The organism is Arthrobacter sp. Ms25 (assembly GCF_059090365.1).
In genome coordinates, this window is record NZ_JBNHFP010000006.1 from 1 (window position 1) to 22,637 (window position 22,637).

Below are 22,637 nucleotides of genomic sequence, written 5' to 3' on the forward strand. Positions count from 1 at the left end.
GCTGGACAGGCTGGAGCGGGGGCGCATAATCCGTAAGGACAGCAGCAAAAAACGTCGTAGACACATCCACCGGATGCGACGAAGGAGCAGCCGGTCACAGTCCGCAGCGAAGCGGAGGTCCGTATCCCTGATGCGAGCTAGCGAGTATCAGGGCTGTCCTACCTGGACACACGGAAACCAGTAGACACAGAAACACGGAAACACAGAACTCCGTGTTTCCGTGTTTCCGTGTTTCCGTGTTTCAGGTCCTCTTTGGCGGCCGTCATTCGAACGTATGTTCTAATGGTGGGAGCTAAATGGAGTCCAATACAGGAGGTAGGGACCGCACATGACCGCAACAGTGGATGCTTCCGCGGAGTGTGAAGTCGTGCAGGTACGCTTCACGTCTGCGGGCCTGCCCTTGGCAGTCCGCTATCAGGACCGGGTGTGGGCGGTGGCTGCGGATCCGGTCCATTGGTTTACCCGGGCCGATTGGTGGAACCACGGCCGTTCTGCTGCTAAAGGATCGGGAGATTTAGTCAGTGTCGAATTCTGGCGTGTCCAGGTCCGACTGACGGCCTCGGCGTCGCTTCGCACCTTCACGCTCCGCCGCAAACCGTCGTCAGACTCGTGGGTTTTGGACGAGATTAGCGATGCGGCATGAACCGTTACGACTTACGTACCCAGGTAAAGGCGTGCGTACCCAGGTAAAGGCGTGGCGGCATCAAGGGCGGTTCCTTTGCGGTTCCCGGCGGCGGGGTGTCCGAGTGCCGTAAACCTCGGGATGTGTTCGCGGAGGGTATTCGATCTTCCATGAAGGTTGCCGTGGGGTCATGGCAACCAGAATCGACAACGGCCCGGTGACATTGGTACCACACCGGTACTGGTGTGGTACTAAAGGCTCTCCTGGCCGTACCGCTCTTCCAGGGCCGGCCAGACAATTCGCTCAAGAACCTTCTGCTGACTGATGTCCTCGCGGGCAGACGCTGTGCGCAGCAGGGCCATCTGCCGTTCGGTCATCCGGAAGTTAATGCCTGCGGTTTTGGGTTCCCGCACCCGGGATTTTCCGGCAGTCGCGGCGCCGGCCGTAGCGGCCGGTGCCGGCTGTTCGGCGCGGGCGGCGAATTCCTCGATGTCACGTTCAGTCACAGGGCTCTGCCGGCCCCGTCGGTTCACTGCCATGCCAAAATCTCCTGTACCAGTAGCTGCACCTCGGCCTTTGCCTTGGAGTCTTTCAGTTCGACCACGCCTAATCCCTCGGCCAGTGAGTTTTGATAGACCTTGCGCTCATGGATGACGGTGCGGGCCACGTCGAGCTCCGGAAAATCGGAAAGATAACCCCGTGCATCCTTGATGTCCTTGGTGAACACATTGGTCGCCGCCCTATTAATCACCGCAAGTGCCTTGAGGCCGGGGTTGAAGTCCGTCGCTTCCGTGAGGGTGGCTACAACGCTCTCGGTGGTGTCCAGATCGGCCTGCGAGGGTTGGACGGGCATGAGGAAGACGTTGGCTATGGTCATGGCGGTCCGCATCTCCCTGCTGTCCTTGCCCGGTGCGTCAACGATGACGTGATCGTACTTGCTAGCCAGGTCGGTCAGGGAGGATCGAAGGTTGCCGATTTTTTGCACTGCCTGCAGGGGCCGGTGGCCATTATCTTCCCGGTCACGCGCCCAGTTCATGACGGTATGCACCGTAGGGTCCGCTTCTACCAGGATGACGTCGGCGCCCTGTCGCTGTAGCTCAACAGCGAGGTTGACCGCCAGGGTTGATTTACCTACCCCGCCCTTTTGATGTGCCACGAGAAGAATCATGCAGTCAGCTTAGCACTACACTAGTACTACACCAATACTAGTGTGGTACTAGTGTGGTACCGCAAATGTCACGCTGGTGATGCAGCCCGCCAAAGAGTAGGAACCCCCGAATCGTTTGCCGCTGATGGGAAACCAGTACTGATCGGTACCTGAATCAACCCTCATGCTCAGTGCGGGCGCGGGGCGCCTGGACTGAGCCATCAGATGCCGGTCCAGCCCTGAGTCCCATCTGGTACCACACCAATACTAGTGTGGTACCGCCGGAGTGTGCCGTTGGGGCGTCTTCGCGGGGGAAGTCGGCTGTCCTGCACACACGCCAGCAACCGTCACACCGCTGAATCAGTTGATGCTCGACAAGGGTCGAAAGCGCCTTCTCCACTGCCGTTCGGCTGATTCCGGTGACGCGGGTTATGACGGCCGTGGTGGGGGATAAACGCCCGTATCGTCTTCGGCCTGGGGATCCCAGGAGTGGTCGATACCTGAATCAATCTCATACTGGCATCAGATGCCGGTCCAGCCGCCAGACCCAGGCTATTCGGTACCACACCAGTGCTAGTGTGGTACCACTCAGCTCTTGGACCGCTGGGTTAGGCTGCCTGCCATAGCGTCTGTTGGAACTCCGTATCGTCGTCGGCCGGTGGGAACCAGTACTGGTCGGTACCTGAATCAACCTCGTACTCAGCCAGGGCAGGCATCAGATGCCGGTCCAGCCACGCGTGCCAGGCGGCTCGCTGCCTGCGGTGTCGGGTGATCTGTTCGGCCGTTTCTTCCAAGGCGCCCAGACGTCGCGCTAGGGAAGTCAGGTTAGTTGCCGGGCACACACGCCAGCGGCCGTCACACCGCTGAATCAGTTGATGCTCGACAAGGGTCGAAAGCGCCTTGTCTACTGCCGTTCGGCTGATTCCGGTGATGCGGGTTATGGCGGCCGTGGTGGGGGATAGGCGTGCGCGCTCGACAGACTCGTACACTAACGCTGCGACGTCGCCCAGGACCCGGAACACCGGCCGCACGGCGTGGATCTTTCCCCGCCGCCAGGAAAGACTCCGCGCCAGCTGTTCGAAGTGTTCAGGCAGTTGTATGAGATAAACGTCGGCAGCGCGGCCACGCGCATCGGCGGTTTTTGTCAGAATGCCGTCGGCAGCTTCCACCAGCACCGGCAGGAGACGGGAAACAGTGCCGTGGTGCTTACCCAGAGCAACGGCAAAGGTCCGGCATCCCACGTCAAGTACGTCTGTTTCCATGGTCCGCATGTAGCCGAGGATCGCCCTGAATAAGAGCCTCAAGCTCAGCCCCTGCCGGCCAAGCTTCATGAGCCGCAGATCCAGAACACTGTACAGAACGTTTTCCAGGTCGTTCACCAGTTGATGAACAGCTGCCGGACTAGGAGGGACGGCCCCCCCTGTGGGTTTTGGGGGGCTTGTGTCGTTAATGCGGGTAGTGCCCTTCCGATCCCGGAAAGGGCGTGTGTTTTGAATCCATTGGGATGCTTTGTGCCATTCGGGCATGAACAGTCGCTGCTGTTTGGCAGGGGTTCCGTACAGTGCCGCCAGTCCGGGAAACTGGCCGGTGAGCTCTCGGTGTACCTGCTCGTGTGTCCATCCGCAGGCAGCGAAGTGGGTGAGTACCGCCATGCGAGCTTCCGAGGCGCTGGGGTAGGCGCCTGTGTCGTAGAGGCCGGTGCGGGCGATTAGCCGGAGGGCAGACTGGGTGCCAGCCGGTGCCGGCGTCGCTACCGCAGAGCCGGGTTCCCGGTTTGTTTGTTGCCGGGCCGCGCGGTCTTTCAGCCTCCTTGCTCGGAGGAGTTCGGGGGCCAGTGCCTGCCGCAGAGCATTCAGTGCGCGGGCGGGGTTCCGGCGCTTCAGAATGTCGTAGGCGCTCGATAGGGGAGTGGTGAGCCGTTGGTGGCCGCCGGTCTTATGGACGGAGCCGGGTACGCGGATGCATCCGTCGGTGATGTTCTGGTGCGGACTCGGGTCCAGGCTCGGGCTCCGTAGGCTCAGTGCCTCGACAAGTTCGCGAGCCTCAGATGAGGAAAGGCGTTCGGCGAGGGGAACGTAGAGATGCCGCCCGCCGCTGGGGGAGACATCCGCTACGTAGCGCAGACCGCACTCATCCAGTAGATTTCCGAGCTGTCGGGCGTCGTCGTCAACCACCTGAGGAAGTGCTTTGGACGTGTCCAGGTCCAGGCAGAGGGTGGCAACGGAGCCGTCTGCCCCGTGCAGCAGCACCGCTGCCGGCCGGGACGGCAGGGCCCGGGTGATCGGAGGCGAGATGCGGGGACGCGGATACTGAAAGCGTCCGCCGATCCATCGGCCGGTCCGATAGCTCGGGGCGCCGGCGATCAGCGGGGCAAGCGCCCATGCTTCGTGCGGGTCGGCTGGACACGGCACGTCGAATGTTGACGACGGGTACTCTGCAGGTACCATAGAAACCAGCTAATCCTTTCAGGACATAGCAAACGGGGCCACCCTCACGGGAGGCTTTGAAAAGTTCAGATCTCTGATCCGCCAAGATGTGGATCTGAACGCGATACTTGATGAAGGCCCGCTACGGCGGGCCTTCTGCTTTAACTTGCCTCGGCCAAAGTCAGTGTCTCCTGGTCGTGGTTCAGCTGGGTCAGGTCGATGGTTTTCAGGTAGTTGTGCACGAGTCTGGCGACGAGATCACTGCGGTTCTCATCGGTGGCCGCTACAACGGCCGCCAGTTTCTCGGCGTCGCTGATCGGCAAACGAGCGGTAATCACGTGGCGCGGGCCCTTGCTGCGCTGTGCCATGGTTTCCTCTTTCGGTTGGATCTGCTGTCCTAAGCAAACCTGAATCAGATTGCTTTAAGTGGGAGTTCGCCCGGCGTGTCGGAATTACTCCTCCCGTTAGCGCTGCCCCTCTCGCCCTGCAGTAGGAAATATGAAGGGCACTGGGGTACGCGGGGAGGCGTTGTGAGAAAACCCGACGGGGTTCTCCAAGACCAAACAGTTCCGGTTGGATGCTCTGACGCGTAGGTCATGTATCGCCGGAGAATTGCTGAACTGAAGCCAAAAACTTTACATAAGATAAATTATCGGCATTGTCCCTTAAGTCAAAAGTGGGGGTCTGGGTTCGTGTAGCAGGGCGGGACTGGGTTACAGGCGTGGACGCGTTGCATCGGGGAAACGCCGTCATGCGTGCGGGTACTTCTTTAGAAACCTGTCAGCTTGAGTCGCTCAAGGATCCAGGACAGCTCCAATGCGCGCTGCTCCGCTTGCTCTTCAGGAGCTGAAGTACCCTGATGCCCGGCATCAAGCGCAACTAGGTGCGCTTGGTTACCCGCATCCCTGAGGCGAAGCACCCATTTCGCCGCTTCCATCGGTGACACTCTCACATCCTGAACACCCACTACCGCAAGTACGGGAGGATAACCGGACACCACATTTTCGTACGGTGAATAGGTCAGGATCTCGCGGAATGCCGCGGGGTCGCTTAGCGGGTCCCCGAACTCCGCCACATCCGTCGGTTGAAGCGGCCGGTCAGCATTCGTGAGCGTGCCAAGAGGATCCACAAAGGGCGCCAAGGCAATGACACCGGCGAAGAGGCTCGGTCGCTCACCGACCGCAGCAGCGACGAGCAATCCGCCGGCGCTGTGTCCCTCTGCGACAATTGACCCGGCCTGCAGCCACCCCTTAGCGCACAGCCGATTGGCCGCGTCGGAGAAATCCCGAATCGCACGCCGTTTCGCGAGTCCGCGTCCCTGTTTGTGCCATTCCTCGCCGAATTCACCCCCTCCTCGAACGTGCGCGATGACAAACAGCACTCCCCTGTCGAGGAGAGGCAGCCGCGCGGGGTCGTAGCGCGGCTCGGCTAATGAAACGCCATAGGCTCCATATGCGTACATCACCGCCGGCGGAGCTACACGCGGTCCGTCCGCGGTCATTGGGATCGCGGAAGTCCGCCAGATCAGTGTCACGGGGATTTCTGTCCCGTCGCTAACCTCTACCGCAAGCCGTAACTGGCTATATTTACTGTCAACCACAGCCGTGCCCGGCGGAATCGATGAGTGGCTGATGCGTTTGTCTGCAGCCTCGTCCCCCACCATGTGCCGAGTCCTCTTTGGCTCCTCGGTATAGGAACGGATCAACGTTTCGAAATATCCCTGGTTCCAGTCCTGGTTGACACCCTCAGAAATAATCCGCAACCCTGCAGGTTCCTCCAGCTGGACAGCGCGGCCAAAATACGTATCTATACCCGCAGGCTTATGCTCATTCGGCGCAAGCGAAGGATCTTGACGATCAACAACTATAGCCACATGGTTTCCGGTTGAATCGCTATATAGGAGCGCCAAAAACTTCCTGAAGGCAGTCACTTTGTGTACCACGACATCTAAAGCCGGATCCACTAAATAACCCACTTGCGTGCCCGTATCGTCTCGTAAAAGGACGACCTCGGGTGTAGCCTCCGGACGTCTCCGAAGCAGCGCCAGCACCTGCCTATCGGCACCAAGGTCCTCCACTAGCGCATGCTTGCCCTCGTGAACGCACTGGGGTGCGGACAACGGATCGTTTTGCCTCAACAGCCAAATTCTGCAGTTGCCGCCGTTCTGAGCAGTGATCCTCAGGAAGCGCGAGCTGCGTGTGAGAGAGACCCGAACAGTGTCCGCGGGAGCGAAGCTTACCTGCACAATACGCTTCGTCCCATCCCGGAGGTGGTACCGATATAGATGGGGACCTGCGCCGGCCCAACCCTTGTCTGTGTAGTAGAGAACAGTGCCATCGGCTGAGAAGGATGCGCCAGCTGCTGTGCGTCCTGATATCGGGCCTATATCAAGCTGGGATTCAACATGACGGAGCCATAGCTGATATTCCTCACGTCCTGACTCATCAATCGAAAATAGGATGTACTCGCCATCTGGCGAGACATCGAATCCACCAAGTTTGCTATAAGACTTTTGTCCGAACTCGGCTTGGTCAAACACCACCTGCGGTAGTCCGTCACCGCTCTGCCTAGACACTCTGAATGACCCAGGATCCGAGGATAGGTAGCTGTACGTCCAATTGCCCCGAGTGGCTGTGGGCACATGATCATCGGAAAGGGCACCGAGAAGTTCGGCCGTCAGGTCCTGCTGCAGAGCTGTGAGATTCCGAAAAGACTCTACGCTGAGTTCATGTTCAGCCCGCAGCCGCTCGATCTTATCGTGACTGCTTAGTTGCGAGAGATGACCATACGGATCAGGCTGCCGAGCCGTAATCCGCTCGCTTCCGTCATTCCGGTTCCCCCATCCGTCATGGCTATACCTGAGCTCCGTCATATCGAAAGGTACTGCTTCGCTGACATTTCTCGATATAGCGGGGAGATCTGAAGCAGTTCGTGGTGCGACCCCTGGGCCGACAATTTGCCGCTCTCGAGAACATGTATACAGTCGGCGTCGGCCACCGTGGCCAGCCGGTGGGCAACGACAATGATTGTGCGCTCACCGGACACTGATCTCAGGGCTTCTTGAAAAGCCTCTTCATTATTTGCGTCCAGCGCCGCGGTGGGCTCATCTAGGAGAATTATGGGTCTGCCACTGAGTATGGCCCGGGCCAAGGACAGGCGCTGCTTTTCGCCTCCTGAAAGTAGAACCCCTGAATCGCCTACAGGTGCATGTAGGCCCTTGGGTGCTCTGTCTACGAGGTTGCTCAAATTGACCTGCTGGAGAGCCTTCATGCAGTCTTGGTCCGATGGTGTACCGAGCCCCAGGGTCAGGTTGTCTTTCAACGTTCCCGCAAGTATCTGGGCAGCCTGGTCGACATACGCAATTTGCTGCCGGAGGTACTCCTTGGAAAAATCCGTGATGGGCTCGCCCCCGATGAATATCGCACCGGATCCCGGTTCGTAAAAGCGCTCGATCAACGCAAGTACAGTGGACTTCCCTGCTCCGGAGGGGCCAACCAGTGCCGTCAGCTTTCCGTGCGCAGCGATCAGGGAGAGTTCGTCGACCACTTGTTTCCCGGAGTCATACGAAAAGGAAACGTTCCGGAACTCTATTGAAGTGTTCGTGAGTCCACCTTCACGGGGCCTGGCGGCGGCGGGTTCCACATCGTCTTTGAGATCGACAACCTCCTGGATTCGGCGCGCGGCACCGGCCGCGTTGCCCAGACTCGTTATCGCGGCGAAGATTTGCCCCATCGGCCCGATGAGGACGAACAAAAGAAACATGAAGGTCACGAGGTCAGCCAGCTGTACCGTTCCTGAGGCCACCCTGTACCCACCCCACCCGATGACGATCATGATCACCAGGTATCCGCTGATGGTGTTGATGGGGGACAAAAGAGAATTTGTGCGAGCGATGCGCAATCCTGCCTGCCGTACTTCCGAAGACTTTCTCACTACGCTTTCGATCTCAGCTGTCTCCGCTCCGCTTGCGCGTATCGTCCTTACCCCGCCGACGTATCTCTCGGTGGAAGAAACGAGGGCGCCCATCTGGGTTTGTGCCGAGTGTGACAGTCCACCTATCCGTTTTGCCGCAGCAATGGACACTAGAGCCGTTACAGCGAGAACACCCATAGACGCAGCAGTAAGGACCGGGTCAATAATAAATAGCGCGATAATGGCGCCAACAATCAGAAACGAAGATCCTACGACGTCCGTAACGCCGCCAGCTATCGCGCTTCGGAGCAAGGTTGTGTCCGAGCTAAGGCGCGAGACCAAGTCCCCCTTCTGATGCCTGTCATATTCAGATATCGGTATGGTCGAGAACTTGCGAATGATGACTCGTCGCGCTCCGTAAATGACGTTTTCAGCGATTACGCTGAGTCCATAGAGTTGAGCACCTTTTAAGACAGCTACTAGCAAGAGAACACCGAAGAGCGTAAAGACCATTGCCCAGTTTAGCTGTCCAGTAGCCGACGCAGTTTTGATAATATTCTGTATGATGAACGGCTGAAGCAAAGTAACTCCAGCGGTCAGGATAGACATCAGAACGAGCAAGCTTACGAGGCGATACTGGGGCCTGAGATATGGCCAAAGATAGTTCATGTCGCGGCTTCTCTCCAGTGCAGTTATTGGATGGCGATAATTCTCGTGGGTGGTTGCAACAGGGCGTTGCGTGTAGGAACAGCAATTGCGACGGCGGTCAGGGCAGAGCCGAGGAGAACGACGAAAATAAGTGGTCCCATGTTTATGTCCAGATTGGAAAGCGGCGTGTAGTTGTTTATTGCCATCCAAGTGGTAATTATTGCGATCGCACTTCCAATCAGTCCGATCATAAGAGCCATCAGATTATAGATTAACCACTGCAATAAGGCGACGGCCCAGATGAGACGGGAGGATGCGCCGGCGACCTGCAGCAAGGCGAAATCACGCTTCAACTGGCGGCCACCCATAAATATGGCAATCGCGGCCGCGAACGCGCCTACAACAAGCGGTGACCCGAAGACAAGCAGGTCGGCACCAGCATCGGCTTCACTGCTTCCGCCGGCCTGTGTGAGTGCAGCTTTAAGGCAAGCCTGTACTCCGATGTAGGTAGCCACTACTCCGATTGCGAAAGCTAGCGGGATTATGGTTGTGGTGGATTGGGCCGCACGGAATCGACAATATTTCCATGCCAGCTCCCATCCGGTCGACCCCCGCGCAATGCCCGAAAACAGGACCGTGATGAGCGTCGGTACCACGATTGGAGCGGTACACGCTACGGCGGAGAGTATTAGCAGACCCAGTACGAGCCCATTGCTTGAGGCCCCGGCCGGCGGGACACTCTGAATGGCAATCGCCAGGGCGCAGGATACGCCGATAAGGACAACAGTAAGCATCCACCGCTTGATAGACACGGTTTTGCTTGTTTCCTCCACTTCTGACAGCAGCCCAGCGGGCGGAGTCCGTCCTGCCGCCTTAGCAGACCGATAGCCCCCCGCTATCGAGATAACCAGGGCGAAAAAGGCGATACCAAGGATCTGCCAGAGTGACGGATTCGCCGACACCGCGGCAACGGCTGGTTCACGCCGGACAAGGTCCGAAATAATCGGCGTCGACAGGGTGGATCCGACGATAGCACCGGCTACCGTGCAAGGTGCCGACACGATAGTGAGTTGCAGTAACACCACGTTCTTCACCTGCGTGGGCTGCGCCCCCAGGGTTTGCCACAGGCCGTAGGATCGCTGCTGCCCTTGGACGGCAAGATTGGCGATCGACCCGAGCGCGGCCACAGCGGTGATTGTCAGAAGCAGCAGCGGTGTGGCGGTAAACCCCACAATTCCTTCGAGGGTCCTGTCGTCTATCGAACCTGTTTGGTAGGAGGTGAGAGCCCTAAAAAGGATGCACCCATAAGCGCTCAATAGCAGCGACGTAACAGCGGCCATGATTGCCAGGCCAACCCAGTACGAACGTCCGTGAATCGAAGATTTCCAGGCAAGTACCAGCACCGGCTACAGCCTTTCAGCCTGGGTACGCTCTGCGGAGATCGCTTGGAGCAGTGTGTTCTCGTCAGGGCTGGTCAATGATCGAAGTATCTTCCCGTTGACCATGATCAGGACTCGGTCCGCCATGGCCGCATAGGAAACGTCGTGTGTCACCATTACCACGGATGTGCTTCCGTCTGCGCTCAGCTCGAATAATTGACTCATCACGGAGTTTGCTGTTGTGACGTCCAGCGCGCCTGTAGGTTCGTCGGCGAAGATGATGTCAGGCCTCAGTGCCAAAGTGCGTGCTATAGCAACCCGTTGCTGTTGCCCACCAGAAAGCTCGTCCGGCGTGTGTCTGGCCTTATCTTCAAGCCCCACCTGCGCCAGCGCTGTTAGAGCCGAACTCCGCGACAGGTTCTTTCCCGCGAGCTTTGCCCCCACTAGAACATTTTCTATGGCGGTCAGCGCGGGGATTAGGTTGTAAGACTGAAAAATAAACCCCGCATGGGAACGCCGTACGCGAGCCCGTGCATCTGGGTTGTTACGGGGTAACGATTCGCCGTTTAAGGAGATTTCTCCTTCGGTAACAGGCTCCAACCCGGCCAGGCAGTATAGGAGCGTAGTTTTCCCAGAACCTGAAGGGCCGACTATAGCCACCCGTTCGCCTGACTCCACCGTAAGGTCCACGCTATGCAATACGTGCTGCGTCTTAGAGTCCTTCCCTCTCCCCTTAGGCGCGAATGACTTGCTGACTCCTCGGGCTACCAATAGAGACGGATTCACATAAACTCCTTAACGACTGACGGGGAAGCGTGCGATATCACACGCTTCCCCGTTTACTTATTGCCTAGTGACAGTTGTCTGCACTGGCGCTGCTGGAGCCCCAGCCGTCACAGTTCACCCAGCTGAGAGTGCTGAAGCGCTGCTGATCATCGGCACCCATCATCGTGCTCTGAGCACTCATCTTCTGAAGGTCAAGAATCGATCCGGTCATTGTTGTTCACCCCCCCTCGTGACAAACCCGGCGCATAAGCCCGCACCGGAGAAAGGCAGACCGGCAGCGGGTCACATAAACCCTGCCGGACTCTGTGCAGCGCTAAGGCGATTCCCGCTCCGCCCGTAGCGTAGTCTGTAGTGATTCGTAGGCCGCTGTCCCCCGCGAACAGAAGTGAATTCTGGCTCGAGACTGCATACCCTTTTAGTGCTTCTTCAAGAGCGTCTGCAGAGGTGGGTGTCTGGCCCATGAAGGTGCGTATCCCCAGGTTTCCTAGCGCCAAACCTGAATACCCGTTGAAAAGGCCTGGGAATACCGAAAATGTGGCATCGGTTGCTACCAGAAGCGCTGGAACTTTTTGTGATATATCCTCATCGATGTCGTCCCGACTGAACCCAGCCAGGACGGGACCGAACCCTGCGCTGCCCATCGACAAATATGGCAGTTGCCTCTGCCCCTGAATCAGCTGCAGGGTGCCGTGGTTCTCGTCGAACTCGTAGCCCGTAAGTTCATTTCTCAGGGCTAGATTCGTTGCATCCAGCCATCCCTGGTCGTTGGTCAGGTTATATATGTCGGAAAACAACCATGCCAACCCTAGATGCCCGTACAACAAACCGGAGTTCTGCTCTTCGTGCCGGTTGCCTGCCGGCCCCCTGGCGGCGCCGAGAGGCGCGAAACCTGAAGGGTTGCTCGTGTAGGCGGTCCTTACTGATGCAGCAACGTCAATGAGAAACTGGACCGCCGTCGACTGCTCCAGTGCGTCACCATCGGCGTTGGCCAGGACCCGTATACCTCCGAGGAGAGCCCCAGGTAGTTCATCAAACACCCGCACGCCGCCCTGCCTCACCAGCTCTTCTACACGTGAAGAGACAATCTCAGCAGCATGGTCCGCATGCCCCGCCGCCGATAAGGCCATGGATGCACCAATCGCTCCGACAAATAGGCCCGCATACGCACCTTCGCGCGCCTCGGCAATCAACTCATTGATGTCTTTGTCGTCCAACGGAAAGCCGCTGACTGACGCTATGGTGCTAAGTACTCCGCTGTCGCCGTAGGCGAGTCCCGTCAAATTCTGGTCGATACCGTATGGGTGGACCGGGTATTTGCGGGCCTTGTCGGGTTTCGTCGCCCTTGCCAGTGCGAGTCCGTCCAGTATTCGCTCTGTGAAGCTCTGGTCGTTACCGTCGTCTCGGTACTCAGACAGGACCAGCCCGTCGGCCTTCGGATTGTCCCGCGCCGACCAGAGACTTTCTGGACTACGCTGCCGCAAGGCGGCTATGCGCTCTCCAAGCTCTTCGTGTAACCGCCGGTTCTCGTCGCCACCTGTCACGAGCAGTCGTGACAACCGCTCTACCTGGATTGGGTATGAGGGCACAAGCTCGGACTGAACAATGACCGGCACCAACATGTACGACGCGAGTTGAGCAACTCCGTGCCAGTCAATGTCTATTGGATCCGCTCGCTCTTTCGTCCTGAAGCCTGGTGCCGCAAGGGTTTGGTATAGCGGCCCGGCCGTGGTCCTTTTTGCACTTTCGAAATCGATAATATATACGTCGAGGTGCCCGTCTTCGCGGACTAGGACATTACTGGGATGAAGATCCATGTGGGACCATCCGCGACTATGGATCGCAGTGATAGCTGTGACCAGATTATCCAAGATCTCGAGTGTGTCTCCAAGATACTTGTTGACCTTTTCAGTGCTCCGGTCATAGAGAGGATACCGCCGCGTTACCCATCGATTAAGCGGAATAGCCTCATGCTCCTCAACCACCAGAAAGTGGTGTTCCCAAATGGTGCCGCTCCAAAGTACATCAGCGGTCCAAGGAAGGCCGGCAAGGTCACGTAGGACCGCTTCCTCGTGTGCGATGCGTTGATGCGCGGTGCGGCGTTCCAGGTCGAGGCCGGCATGAGCCCGCGCTTCCTTGACGATAGAGCGCACACCCTCAAATACAGCCCTGTAGGTGCCGCCAGCGTTGGAAAACTGGATCGCCTCATCGATCGCGAATGGCATCGTTTGATCAGCTGAAGGATCCTCGGCTGCCCACTTTTCCAGTCCGGAGGGTACCGGAGCCCAGCCGGGAAAATGAAAGTATGCCTCCCGGTTATCCTCCACTTCCTCCTGAGAAGGATTCAGTATTTTAGGCAGCTCTCCGCTTTGGTGCGGGCTGGCTTTGGGTGCTTTGAAGGCTCCGTAACGAAGGAAGACCGGGGCTTTCTTCCAACGCTTGTCGCTGAGTATATAAGGTCCGTCAAAGCCCTGGAGAAGCGCTTCTAAGGTCTCTACGAGGCTCAGCACCTGGTCGACATCGGGATAGATAGTAATAAATTTTCCCGCATGCTCTCGCGGGTATACCTTGCTATTCCGGTTGTGGAATCTTGACTCTGAACTCAGGTACTTGTACGGGATGGATAACTTCGTACATACGTCCGAGACGATTTCTAAGACTTTGCGGGCGTCTTCAAAGATCGAACTTATATGGACCTTCCAGCCCTGTTCTGGGATTTCAGCATCAGGATAACTTATGTACGTCCATTCAAAGTCGCGCCGTGCTCGCCATGGAGGCTTTAGCTCAACCTCGTATTTGGTTGATCTGTCTACACCTGACTCCGGCGCTGAAAAATAGAATGGACTTGCTGTACAGAAAGGTTCAAGGTCGTCGCGCAAGAATTACTCCCCCAAGTATTCGTGTCTGCATGCATCGTTCGATGTGCCTGACGTTGGTGACACTCTGGCAAAGATTCAGCGCAAAGGGAACCCCTCTAGAAAAGTTTTTTTCTGCAACTGTGAATTACCCCTTGTATGCAGTCTGCTCTCACAGATGAGAAGTCGCTATCCCCTGACACCTGGCAGGACGGGGAATTGGCTTATTAATCCTAGTGAGAGCTGCTTTTAAGGCGCACCGTACGCAGTACAAGACAACGGCAATTCACATATGGGGCTGCTACATGCGTGTCGGTGAAGAGTTATGGCAATCTGCTGTAGTTGAAGCGGGACAGAGGTTCTTCTGCCGGTTATCCCGGTAATCAATGTCCAACGACGTCTAAGCGATCTTCGTGTTCGATTCGAGTCGCTGCCCACTGATCATCCATCAGCGCCAGTGTCCGGACGACCGCGGCGGTGTGGATCCATCTAGAACCCTCTGGCCACAGCAGCAGCGGCCGCGAGCCAGGCCCGGCGCGTTGCCGGCTGCAGTGCGTCGTAGCGAATCGGTCCATTGACCAGGGCCGGGTCATAGGGGATCCGCACAACGGCCCGCACATAGGGGGCGAAGCCATCCGCTATCCGTTGGGCCTCTGCTTTGGCCCGTTTGAGTGCGTCCCCGCTCATGCTGTGTTTGGAATCGGTGGATTCGGAGACGATAACGACGGCATTGTGAGCCAGCTCGGCATCGTGGCCGCCGCGGGCTTCCAGGGTTTGGAGAGTCAGGCGTGCAGCTTCTGCACGGTCCTCAATGGCTGTAACCGGGACGACGAGCTGGTTGGTGTGGTGAACCATGCGCCGCCAGTTAGCTGCCCGGGCGGTATTGCCTGAGTCCATGACGATGAGACGGTAGTAGCGCGTGAGCACTTGGTGGGCGATGTCCACTTCTTCAGCGGTTACTTCATGGTCTCCTTCTTCGTTCTCGTCGGAGCGGAGAACATCGAACTTGTCCGAGGTCTGGTGGTGAACGAAACGGGCTATTTCGGCTGCGTTGGTACTAGGGGACAGCAGCGACTGGGAGCAGTCGATGAGATCCAGGACGCTGTTGTTGTGGGCACCTTGTTCGGTGCGCCATCCGAGAGTTCCCTGCGATTCGTTGTTATCCCAGGCCACGGTGGCGGCACCGCTGTAGCGGGCAAGGATGGCGGAGAGCATGACGACGGTGGGTGTTTTGTTGGCTCCTCCCTTGCGGTTGACGACAGCGACCGTGCGGGGCCCGGGCCAGTGCTGGCTCACGGTGCGGATGTCTTCACGCTCCGCGAGTTCTTCGCGGGAGGGTTCCATGCGGAAGCCAAGTCGGCTGAATGTTCCGCGCCAGCCCTGGGTGGCAGGCTCCATGAGCGGTGCACTGACCAGGAAAGAGGTTTCTTTCAACCCGGCTCGAGGGGACTGTCCAGGGGCACCGTGGCTTTCTTCTCCCGGTCGGGACGGTTCTGTTTTTGGGCGTTCTGCTGCCGTGCTTTCCGTGGGTGGTGTTGCCTTCTGCTGCGGGGCGGGTTGGGAGGTGGTCCTGGCCTGATGCTGTGGGGAGGTGCCTGTGTTTCCGGGGTTTCGGGTGGATTTCCTGCGCCGGGAGGGTTGGGCTGGGACAGCCCTGGCCTGTGCCTGCGTGTCGGATTGCGGGTCGGCTTCGACGGATCCATCGGTGTGGATGATCAGCGCCCATTCCCCGTCAGGGTCGCTCATTGAGGCGCGCAGATCACGGCCCAGCTTCCGGGCCGCTGCGGCAACGGCCGCCACGGCTTCTGCCCGGGCGGCAGATAGGGCATTGGTCTGGATGGGATGGATTCTTCCTCCGATCCTGACTTCCCCGGTGCCGTCTTCCTTGATGATGGCTTCCACTTTTGGCCACTCCGTGGGTGTGTTGCTCATGTGAACTCCTTCGGTTAGTAGGTAATACCGACTTCAGCAAGGAACGAGGTGGGTTCAACGGGATTGCCGGAGACATGGACCTCAAAATGTAGGTGGCATGCTGTGCTCAACCCGGAGTTACCGACTCGGGCGATCATTTGCCCCGCGTCGACCTTGTCTCCGATCTGGACGAGAATTCCGTTGGAGTACATGTGGACGTACCAGGTCTCCACGCCGCCGCCGTGATCGACTTCGATAATCCATCCGCCGCTGAGATCCTGAAAGATCTGGCTGACGGTGCCTGCTTGCGCTGCCCAGATGGGTCCTTCGCATCCGCCGGCCTCCAGATCTACCCCGTAGTGGAACGCCGGGGTGGGGCCGGCGGGGGTGTTGATGACGCCGCGGGGACCGTATCCGCCGTTGACTGGGCCGGCCCCGGGTTTGGACCATCCATTGGGATTGACCTCACCCGGGACAAGTTCGCCTCCGGCGCAGACGTTGTTGCCGTTGCCTTCCTTTAGCCCTGTGTCGGTGCCGGCTAGGTATTCAACAACCTGGACTGCGGGGTCCCAGTACTGGACGTAGTGATAGGGGTTGGCGTTTCTCTGTACCCTGCTGGCGGCGATGGTTGGTTCGAGGGATTCTCTCGCCTCGACGGCCATGAGCGCTTCGAAGTAGTTGGTAGCTGAGATGTACGGGTCCATGCGGTCGGCATAGGATCCCCAGGCGCCGTTGTCCCGCTGCTGAAACAGTCCTCGCGAGTCGGGGCCGGCACCGTCGCCTCGGTCGAGGACGGTCAACGACGATTCACCCATTGCCGTCATGACGCCTATGGTCTGGTCCCGTACTCCCAGACGCAGATCCTTACCGGCGCGCATAATGTGTGCGGCGTTCACCAGCTGCTCGTGGCCATAGCCGGCGACAGTGGCGTCCGGAACACTGTCAGGGTCAATGCTGATCCCTGTTTCGCTTCCCGGCGCCGGGTTGCAGTCCGCCAACGCCTCCTGCCCGCCGAAGAGCATGAGGCTGAAGACTGTGCCGAAGATGAGCACCGGAACGGAGACTATGGCCATAATCCCTCCCGTTCTCGACCCGGCCATGGTTAATTGCCTGTCTCCGGGGGGCTGATCCGGCTGAGCAGCCACGGGGAGTCTGCGTCGGCGCGATTCAGTATGAGCTGATAGACACCTGCGTCCGTGGGAACATCCACGTAACCGACATATGCGCTTGAATCATCGACCAGGACCCCAGGCCCTGTGACGGTAGTTGCAGGGATATTGGCTGGATCAACAAAGGCGTAGTCCTGGATCGCCTGCTCATTTAGCAGCGGCTCCAGGTCCGCCCACCAGGTGTCATAGTCCAGGGACGGCCGGGCAAAGGCCGTCGTCGCCCGGTCCGCTGCGCTGAGCAGTGAACTACGTGATTTTTCATCCCACGTGGGGACGGCTATTGGCGTAACCTTCTCCCCAGTGTGATCGTCGACATATCCGGGCGGGGGCGGTGTGAATCGATTCAGGTCCGGCCGCAGCGCCGATGCGCTGGGCGTGGTTCCGGCAGCTTCCTCTCCTGCCTTCTCCTGGTTCCCGGCGCATCCGGTCATTGCGAGGATGCAAATCAGAGCGGTCATGCGCAGAGGGAACCGGTTCATCTCAGTCCTCGTCGTCGTCCTTGCCTTGAGTCCTGCGGGTATGCGAATTTGCGCCGAGTCTCATGGTTTCTTTGAGTTCGTCACGGATGACCCGCCAGGTGTTGCCTATCTTGTAGCCGGGTATGACCCCGTCGCGCAGCCAGGAGTAAGTGTTCTGCCGGCTGATGTTCAGCAGCAACGCGACTTCGTCCACGCTCAGGGTCTCGGGGCGGTCAGCAAAGAGCGAGTCGAGGCCTTCGGTTCCTCTGGCGTCCTTCACTGCCGTTTCCCATGTCCTGTGCTGCATGTCGCGAGCCTAAACGAAACACCACTAAACGAACATAGGTAGCTAAAAAAATATATAGGGCGCATACCGTTGCTTCCTTCCGCTATAGACGCCTACTCTGTGGGACACATAGGCTCCTACACCTTATTAGTAAGGAATCGTGTCGTGTCGTCTGCGCGTAACCCGTGGCTCTCTCAACCGGATTCGGTTGAGCTCCCCCTGCCGGAGGTGATATCGGAGCAGTTGCCACCGGCCACGGGACCTCAAACGCCTCAAAACGGAGTTCCGGCGCCCGCCGCAAAGGACCTCCTTTCCGTGACGGACCGGATCTCCAACGCGGACTTATGGTGGCTAGGAACTCACGGCGGTTCCGGCGAATCGAGCTTGGCCGCATTGGTAGATGGCTGGGCGGCCGCGGAACACAGCTGGCCTCATCCTCTGGACGGAGGTCCCGCACATGTTGTCCTGGTAGCCCGCACCAGCATGGCCGGTCTGCTGTCTGCGCAGGCGGCCGCGACCCAGTGGGCATCCGGAGGCATCCCTGCAGCGAAGGTGATTGGCCTGGTCCTCGTGGCAGATGCACCGGGCAAACTTCCCCGGCAATTGCGTGACTTCGCTCGCCTGATCAGTGGGGGAGTGCCGCGTACCTGGTCAGTCCCCTGGATCGATTCATGGCGTCTGGGAGAAGGTCTCTCAATCGCAGATGTACCGCGCCCGGTCCGACGTCTTATCGATGATTTGAACCAACTCATCCGAGCCGGTGCCCCGCACCGGGGAAATTGAAAGGAACGCCATGAGCGTGCTTATGACAACTCTCGCCTCCGCCGGTGATCTGCTGGCATTGGTCCCTGCCCAAGTCCCGAACCCCGATCCGCTGCAACCCCCCGGAACGGAAGGCTTCAACAGCGTTATGAGCTGGGGCAAGTGGGTTGCACTGGCGGTGTGCGTGCTCGGCCTGTTTGCAGCAGGGGCACTGATGGCTATTCAGTCCCGCAGAGGTGAAGGCGGGGAACACGTTGGAAAGATCGGCATGTCCTTAGGTGGCGTCATCGTCATTTCCGCAGCCGGCGCGTTGGTCGGATTCCTCGCCTAACTAAGGGGCAAACATGGCTTCAAACCATGACAACCAACAGAGTCCGTTCGCAAGGCCGGGCTTCCTCATCGCCGCGGTGATCGTGGTTCTGGTCATCGTGGCGGGTGTGTTTCTCGGCGTGACCGCCACACAAAAGGAGCCCAAATCAGAGGCAGCCACTCCTCCGCTTTCGAGTGCAACACCGACGCAGGAAGAGGAATCACCCGGGCCACCTGCTGCTGACAGCATCTGCGGGCTTCCAGGCGGGTCCCTATCCGGAACAGTCTCCACCGCACCGGAGACGGTGTGGGAATACCAAGACACGCTCGCCTTCCCCACATCCACAGAGTTCGGGCCAGCCGAAACGAACACGGAGTCGGTTCGGCACTGTTTCCAGCGGTCCCCAGAGGGTGCACTCTTTGCCGCTGCAAATGCTGCTGTGCAGAGCTCCGGTCCGGCATCCGTGGCCTGGATTAACTATTTCCTCTCTGAAGAGACAGTGAATCGGCAGGAATTGCTTACGGATATTGCCCCCTCCACGGGTGCTCCGCCGGAAATGCGCTTGAGCATTGAAGGTTTTAAAGTTCTCGCTTACGACGGCGGTAACGCCCGGATCGATCTCGCCGCCCGTATTGCTGCCTCTGGGGAAACCGCCTACATGTCTACGGTCTACGACCTCGTTTGGGAAAACGGTGACTGGAAGCTGTTGCCGCAGAACACCTCCAATCCTCTGCGATTCGCACAGATACCCGATCTCGCGGGATACGTGACGTGGAGGGAATGATGTAGATGGAAGAACAGGATTGCCAACTCTGGGAATGGTCCTGCTTCGCAAAAGACGTAGCGAGCAACGCCCTCACTGGTTCGATCGAGGACATGGCCGAGGCAGTTATGGGGGCGGTTTCAAACACAATCGCTTCCCTTGGAACCATGTGGGTAAACATCGGAACCCCGAATCTGACCGGTACCGGCGGCGGGTCCTCAATAGATCCTGGGAGCTCAGCGCCTGATGCCGGGAACATCACCACGGTGCTGGGTTATGTCACTTGGGTCAGCCTTGGCATAACCGTCCTGTCGCTGTTTATCCTCGGCGCCCTCATCGCGACGCGGTTGCGGGCAGGAGAAGGGATCGCTGCTGTCGGCAAAGTTGGCTTGCTGCTGGTTGCGGTTGTTCTGATTTCCTCCGCCAGTGCGTTGATAGCGGGGCTGCTGCCCTCCGGCCCGTCCAACGCAGCCGGTGCGGTGCTGTTCCTCCAATCAGGTCTCTGGTGGTACATGGGCGCAGCCGCTGTCGTTTCTGTGATTATCGGGGGCGCAAGAATGGCGTGGGAACAGCGTGCCGAACCAGGCCGCGACACGGTTAAAAGCCTGCTGACACTAGTAGTGGTCGCCGGTGCGGGGACAACCATCGTTGGGCTCCTCGTAGCAGCTGCCGACTCATTCTCCGTCTGGATCATGAACGGAGCGACGGATTGCGATGTATCCACCCCCGGCTCGACCTGCTTCCAGACAAACCTGACTGACATGCTCGCTCTCACATCTGCGTCCGGAGACGGCCTAGGTCCGCTACTGATCATCATCCTTGGGCTGTTTGCCATCCTGACGTCTGCTTTTCAGATTGTATTGATGGTTGCCCGCGGGGGAATGCTGGTCATCCTGACTGGCATCCTTCCGCTGTCAGCGTCGTTCACAAACACCGAGATGGGGAAAAACTGGTTTAGGAAATGCATCAGCTGGTTGATCGCCTTCATCCTCTACAAACCGGCGGCCGCCATCGTCTATGCCGCCTCATTTCAGCTCGTGGGAACGAAGGTTTTTGCCGACGACGGCACAGGGCTGCTGGCGATCCTCACCGGCCTCATGCTCATGCTCATCGCGTTGTTTGCGCTGCCGGCACTGATGAAGTTCGTGACACCCATGGTCGGCCCGATGGCCGGAGGGGCTGGCGGAGCATTGGCGCTGGGAGCTATGGCGGCAATTCCCACCGGTGCAGCAGCCCTGGGACGCATGGCTGCCGGTAACTCCGGAAGATCGACACCTCAAGCATCCAACAACGCAGGCGAAGGACCCACCGGGCCTGGAGGACCCACCGGCGGAGGCGGCGGAGGAAACGGCAGCTCCCACGGCGGCCAAAGCACGGGACCGCAGGGAGGCTCCGGCACAGGCGGCGGTGGCCGAGCTCCCGCCGGCTCGTCCGGTGCGGCAACCGGAGGCGGCGCGGCATCGGGCGGCGGCGGTGCAGCGGCAGGATCCGCAACCGGCGGCCGCGCAGCAGCGGGCTCCGCAGCGTCCGGAGGCGGAAGTGCTGCGGCAGGATCCGCAGCGGCAGGCTCTGCCGCCGGCCCTATTGGTATTGCGGCTGGCGTAGCGCTTCAGGCAGGACAAAGGGCCGGGCAGGCAGCACAGAGTCTCGGAGAGGACGCAACAGGAGAAGGAGGCGGCCCGGATGGCAGTCGCTGATACGAACAACCGCGCACCGAGAACCTATGGCAACTGGCGGCGCCCTACCTCCGCCGGCGTCCTCGGTCTCGGGTCCGTTGGAACAGCGATGCTGCTTGGTGGCCTCGTTCTGATCGTCATGATGGTCATGATTAGAGGCCTCCTCGAAGCGGTCATCCTTGCCGGCATCCTGGGTGTTGCCATGCTTGCCGTTCTGGCCAAGGATTCCCACGGCAAGAATCTCCTGAGCAGAAGCGGAGCCCGGCTGGCCTGGTGGTCAGCACGCTCCCGGGGATCGAACATCTATCGCTCAGGCCCATTGGGAAGGGCACTATGGGGGACATGCCAGCTTCCGGGCCTGGCCGCCCCGATCCGGTTAAGCGAGCATACGGATTCCTATGGTCGGCCCTTCGCGCTTCTCTATACCCCTGCCACTGGCTCATACTCCGTAGTCATCGGAACAGAACCTGACGGAGCTGCTCTTGTTGATCAGGAGCAGATCGATGTATGGGTTGCGGACTGGGGACACTGGCTGGCGAATCTGGGCGACGAACCCGGAGTGGAAGCAGCGTCCGTAACATTGGAAACCGCACCCGATTCAGGGACCAGGCTTCGCCGGGAAGTTGCCCTGAACATAGACGACGATGCGCCCGCCTTTGCACTCGAAATGCTCGCTGAAGTGGTCGGGCGGTATCCTTCAGGGTCCTCCACAATCAAGGCTTTTGTGTCCATTACCTTTAGCGCCGCGCAGCGTACAGGCGGCAAAAAACGTCCGGCGGAGGAAATAGGCCGCGAACTCGCTGCCCGGCTTCCCGGCCTGACAGCCGGGCTTCAGGCCACCGGTGCAGGCGCCGCCCATCCGCTCTCTGCCCAGGAACTGTGTGAAGTGGTCCGGGTGTCCTTCGACCCCGCCGCGGCTGTACTCGTTGACGAGGCCCATGCTGCCGGGGAAACACCTGAGCTGTCATGGCCGGATGTAGGGCCGGCTGCCGCCCAGGCTTACTGGAATGGATACCGCCACGACTCCGCCTACTCATGCACCTGGGCCATGACGGCGGCGCCGCGCGGGAACGTTCAAAGCGGCGTGCTGGCCAGGCTGCTCGCCCCGCACCGGGATATTGCCCGGAAGCGCGTCACCTTGCTGTACCGGCCCTTGGACGCAGCCAAAGCAGCGGCAATCGTCGAAGCAGACCTCCGGTCAGCGGAGTTCCGGGTGACTTCCTCAAATAAACCTGCCGCCCGGGACACGCTGGCGGTCCGGGCAGCTGCTGCCACCGCGAGCGAAGAAGCCTCCGGGGCAGGGCTGGTCCAGTTTGGTTTGCTGGTCACCGCGACGGTGACAGACCTCTCCAAGGAAGCCGACGCGCGTGCGGCGGTCGATAACTTGGCCGCGACCGCCCGGTTACGGCTCCGCCCGGTGTACGGGTCCCAGGATTCAGCTTTCGCTGCGGCACTGCCCTTGGGTCTGGTCCTGCCGAAACATATCAAGGTTCCCACCGAGCTCAGGGAGAAGCTGTGAGCGGCAAGCGA

General features: G+C 59.2%; 20 protein-coding genes. 6 read left to right on the forward strand and 14 right to left on the reverse strand.

Annotated features, from left to right (window positions below; genetic code table 11):
- The first annotated feature begins 328 nt into the window (after nucleotides 1-328).
- Entirely contained in the window at nucleotides 329-643 is a 315-nt protein-coding gene (locus AC5RT8_RS16025) for a hypothetical protein (protein WP_494096714.1), read from the forward strand.
- Nucleotides 644-873: 230 nt separating this feature from the next.
- On the opposite strand, the gene AC5RT8_RS16030 is transcribed toward AC5RT8_RS16025, so the two are convergent.
- The 14 genes from AC5RT8_RS16030 to AC5RT8_RS16095 all read right to left on the reverse strand — a co-directional run bounded on the left by AC5RT8_RS16030 (nucleotide 874) and on the right by AC5RT8_RS16095 (nucleotide 17,617).
- Nucleotides 874-1,128 carry a hypothetical protein gene (locus AC5RT8_RS16030; protein ID WP_494096715.1) on the reverse strand — a complete coding sequence of 85 codons (255 nt, stop codon included), beginning with the start codon at nucleotides 1,126-1,128 and terminating at the stop codon, nucleotides 874-876.
- Nucleotides 1,129-1,151: 23 nt separating this feature from the next.
- Nucleotides 1,152-1,790, reverse strand: a complete 639-nt coding sequence (locus AC5RT8_RS16035; RefSeq protein WP_494096716.1) for an AAA family ATPase — start codon at nucleotides 1,788-1,790, stop codon at nucleotides 1,152-1,154.
- Between the two features lie 587 nt (nucleotides 1,791-2,377).
- Nucleotides 2,378-4,216, reverse strand: a complete 1,839-nt coding sequence (locus AC5RT8_RS16040) for a hypothetical protein (RefSeq protein ID WP_494096717.1) — start codon at nucleotides 4,214-4,216, stop codon at nucleotides 2,378-2,380.
- A gap of 140 nt (nucleotides 4,217-4,356) precedes the next feature.
- Complete coding sequence (locus AC5RT8_RS16045) at nucleotides 4,357-4,563, reverse strand: hypothetical protein (protein WP_494096718.1); 207 nt, start codon at nucleotides 4,561-4,563, stop codon at nucleotides 4,357-4,359.
- 401 nt (nucleotides 4,564-4,964) lie between these two features.
- The gene (locus AC5RT8_RS16050) at nucleotides 4,965-7,067 is read right to left on the reverse strand and encodes a prolyl oligopeptidase family serine peptidase (RefSeq protein ID WP_494096719.1); all 2,103 of its coding nucleotides are present in this window, start codon (nucleotides 7,065-7,067) and stop codon (nucleotides 4,965-4,967) included.
- Nucleotides 7,064-8,716, reverse strand: a complete 1,653-nt coding sequence (locus AC5RT8_RS16055; RefSeq protein ID WP_494096720.1) for an ABC transporter ATP-binding protein — start codon at nucleotides 8,714-8,716, stop codon at nucleotides 7,064-7,066. Before AC5RT8_RS16055 ends, AC5RT8_RS16050 begins: the two co-directional genes overlap by 4 nt.
- 83 nt (nucleotides 8,717-8,799) lie before the next feature.
- The gene (locus AC5RT8_RS16060; RefSeq protein WP_494096721.1) at nucleotides 8,800-10,095 is read right to left on the reverse strand and encodes an FtsX-like permease family protein; all 1,296 of its coding nucleotides are present in this window, start codon (nucleotides 10,093-10,095) and stop codon (nucleotides 8,800-8,802) included.
- 66 nt (nucleotides 10,096-10,161) lie between these two features.
- Nucleotides 10,162-10,920, reverse strand: coding sequence for an ABC transporter ATP-binding protein (locus tag AC5RT8_RS16065; RefSeq protein WP_494096722.1), 759 nt, complete (start codon nucleotides 10,918-10,920; stop codon nucleotides 10,162-10,164).
- A 64-nt stretch (nucleotides 10,921-10,984) separates the two neighbouring features.
- Nucleotides 10,985-11,101, reverse strand: coding sequence for a hypothetical protein (locus AC5RT8_RS16070; RefSeq protein ID WP_494096723.1), 117 nt, complete (start codon nucleotides 11,099-11,101; stop codon nucleotides 10,985-10,987).
- Nucleotides 11,102-11,111: 10 nt separating this feature from the next.
- Nucleotides 11,112-13,796, reverse strand: coding sequence for a class III lanthionine synthetase LanKC (gene lanKC, locus AC5RT8_RS16075; RefSeq protein ID WP_494096724.1), 2,685 nt, complete (start codon nucleotides 13,794-13,796; stop codon nucleotides 11,112-11,114).
- A gap of 465 nt (nucleotides 13,797-14,261) precedes the next feature.
- On the reverse strand, nucleotides 14,262-15,704 hold the full coding sequence (locus AC5RT8_RS16080; RefSeq protein WP_494096725.1) for a MinD/ParA family ATP-binding protein: 1,443 nt from the start codon (nucleotides 15,702-15,704) through the stop codon (nucleotides 14,262-14,264).
- 14 nt (nucleotides 15,705-15,718) lie between these two features.
- Nucleotides 15,719-16,756, reverse strand: coding sequence for a M23 family metallopeptidase (locus tag AC5RT8_RS16085; protein ID WP_494096726.1), 1,038 nt, complete (start codon nucleotides 16,754-16,756; stop codon nucleotides 15,719-15,721).
- Nucleotides 16,757-16,785: 29 nt separating this feature from the next.
- The gene (locus AC5RT8_RS16090; protein ID WP_494096727.1) at nucleotides 16,786-17,310 is read right to left on the reverse strand and encodes a hypothetical protein; all 525 of its coding nucleotides are present in this window, start codon (nucleotides 17,308-17,310) and stop codon (nucleotides 16,786-16,788) included.
- 22 nt (nucleotides 17,311-17,332) lie between these two features.
- Nucleotides 17,333-17,617, reverse strand: a complete 285-nt coding sequence (locus AC5RT8_RS16095) for a helix-turn-helix domain-containing protein (protein ID WP_494096728.1) — start codon at nucleotides 17,615-17,617, stop codon at nucleotides 17,333-17,335.
- A gap of 294 nt (nucleotides 17,618-17,911) precedes the next feature.
- On the opposite strand from AC5RT8_RS16095, the gene AC5RT8_RS16100 reads away from it, so the two are divergent.
- Genes AC5RT8_RS16100 through AC5RT8_RS16120 form a run of 5 tightly spaced genes read left to right on the forward strand, consistent with a single transcriptional unit; the run spans nucleotide 17,912 to nucleotide 22,626 of the window.
- Nucleotides 17,912-18,379, forward strand: coding sequence for a DUF6668 family protein (locus tag AC5RT8_RS16100; RefSeq protein WP_494096729.1), 468 nt, complete (start codon nucleotides 17,912-17,914; stop codon nucleotides 18,377-18,379).
- A gap of 10 nt (nucleotides 18,380-18,389) precedes the next feature.
- Nucleotides 18,390-18,689 carry a hypothetical protein gene (locus AC5RT8_RS16105; RefSeq protein ID WP_154580097.1) on the forward strand — a complete coding sequence of 100 codons (300 nt, stop codon included), beginning with the start codon at nucleotides 18,390-18,392 and terminating at the stop codon, nucleotides 18,687-18,689.
- Nucleotides 18,690-18,702: 13 nt separating this feature from the next.
- A complete protein-coding gene (locus tag AC5RT8_RS16110) occupies nucleotides 18,703-19,452 on the forward strand; it encodes a DUF8175 domain-containg protein (RefSeq protein ID WP_494096730.1) in 750 nt (249 codons plus the stop codon).
- Between the two features lie 5 nt (nucleotides 19,453-19,457).
- The gene (locus AC5RT8_RS16115; protein WP_494096731.1) at nucleotides 19,458-21,128 is read left to right on the forward strand and encodes a TrbL/VirB6 family protein; all 1,671 of its coding nucleotides are present in this window, start codon (nucleotides 19,458-19,460) and stop codon (nucleotides 21,126-21,128) included.
- Nucleotides 21,115-22,626, forward strand: a complete 1,512-nt coding sequence (locus tag AC5RT8_RS16120) for an SCO6880 family protein (RefSeq protein ID WP_494096732.1) — start codon at nucleotides 21,115-21,117, stop codon at nucleotides 22,624-22,626. Before AC5RT8_RS16115 ends, AC5RT8_RS16120 begins: the two co-directional genes overlap by 14 nt.
- The last annotated feature ends 11 nt before the right edge of the window (nucleotides 22,627-22,637 follow it).

Coding starts and splice junctions, on each gene's coding strand:
- AC5RT8_RS16025 (WP_494096714.1), top strand. CDS start 329: ATGACCGCAACAGTGGATGCTTCCGCGGAGTGTGAAGTCGTGCAGGTA.
- AC5RT8_RS16120 (WP_494096732.1), top strand. CDS start 21,115: ATGGCAGTCGCTGATACGAACAACCGCGCACCGAGAACCTATGGCAAC.
- AC5RT8_RS16050 (WP_494096719.1), bottom strand. CDS start 7,067: ATGACGGAGCTCAGGTATAGCCATGACGGATGGGGGAACCGGAATGAC.
- AC5RT8_RS16045 (WP_494096718.1), bottom strand. CDS start 4,563: ATGGCACAGCGCAGCAAGGGCCCGCGCCACGTGATTACCGCTCGTTTG.
- AC5RT8_RS16095 (WP_494096728.1), bottom strand. CDS start 17,617: ATGCAGCACAGGACATGGGAAACGGCAGTGAAGGACGCCAGAGGAACC.
- AC5RT8_RS16070 (WP_494096723.1), bottom strand. CDS start 11,101: ATGAGTGCTCAGAGCACGATGATGGGTGCCGATGATCAGCAGCGCTTC.
- AC5RT8_RS16105 (WP_154580097.1), top strand. CDS start 18,390: ATGAGCGTGCTTATGACAACTCTCGCCTCCGCCGGTGATCTGCTGGCA.
- AC5RT8_RS16060 (WP_494096721.1), bottom strand. CDS start 10,095: ATGGCCGCTGTTACGTCGCTGCTATTGAGCGCTTATGGGTGCATCCTT.
- AC5RT8_RS16085 (WP_494096726.1), bottom strand. CDS start 16,756: ATGGCCATAGTCTCCGTTCCGGTGCTCATCTTCGGCACAGTCTTCAGC.
- AC5RT8_RS16040 (WP_494096717.1), bottom strand. CDS start 4,216: ATGGTACCTGCAGAGTACCCGTCGTCAACATTCGACGTGCCGTGTCCA.
- AC5RT8_RS16090 (WP_494096727.1), bottom strand. CDS start 17,310: ATGACCGCTCTGATTTGCATCCTCGCAATGACCGGATGCGCCGGGAAC.
- AC5RT8_RS16035 (WP_494096716.1), bottom strand. CDS start 1,790: ATGATTCTTCTCGTGGCACATCAAAAGGGCGGGGTAGGTAAATCAACC.
- AC5RT8_RS16110 (WP_494096730.1), top strand. CDS start 18,703: ATGGCTTCAAACCATGACAACCAACAGAGTCCGTTCGCAAGGCCGGGC.
- AC5RT8_RS16055 (WP_494096720.1), bottom strand. CDS start 8,716: ATGTCTATCCTGACCGCTGGAGTTACTTTGCTTCAGCCGTTCATCATA.
- AC5RT8_RS16080 (WP_494096725.1), bottom strand. CDS start 15,704: ATGAGCAACACACCCACGGAGTGGCCAAAAGTGGAAGCCATCATCAAG.
- AC5RT8_RS16115 (WP_494096731.1), top strand. CDS start 19,458: ATGGAAGAACAGGATTGCCAACTCTGGGAATGGTCCTGCTTCGCAAAA.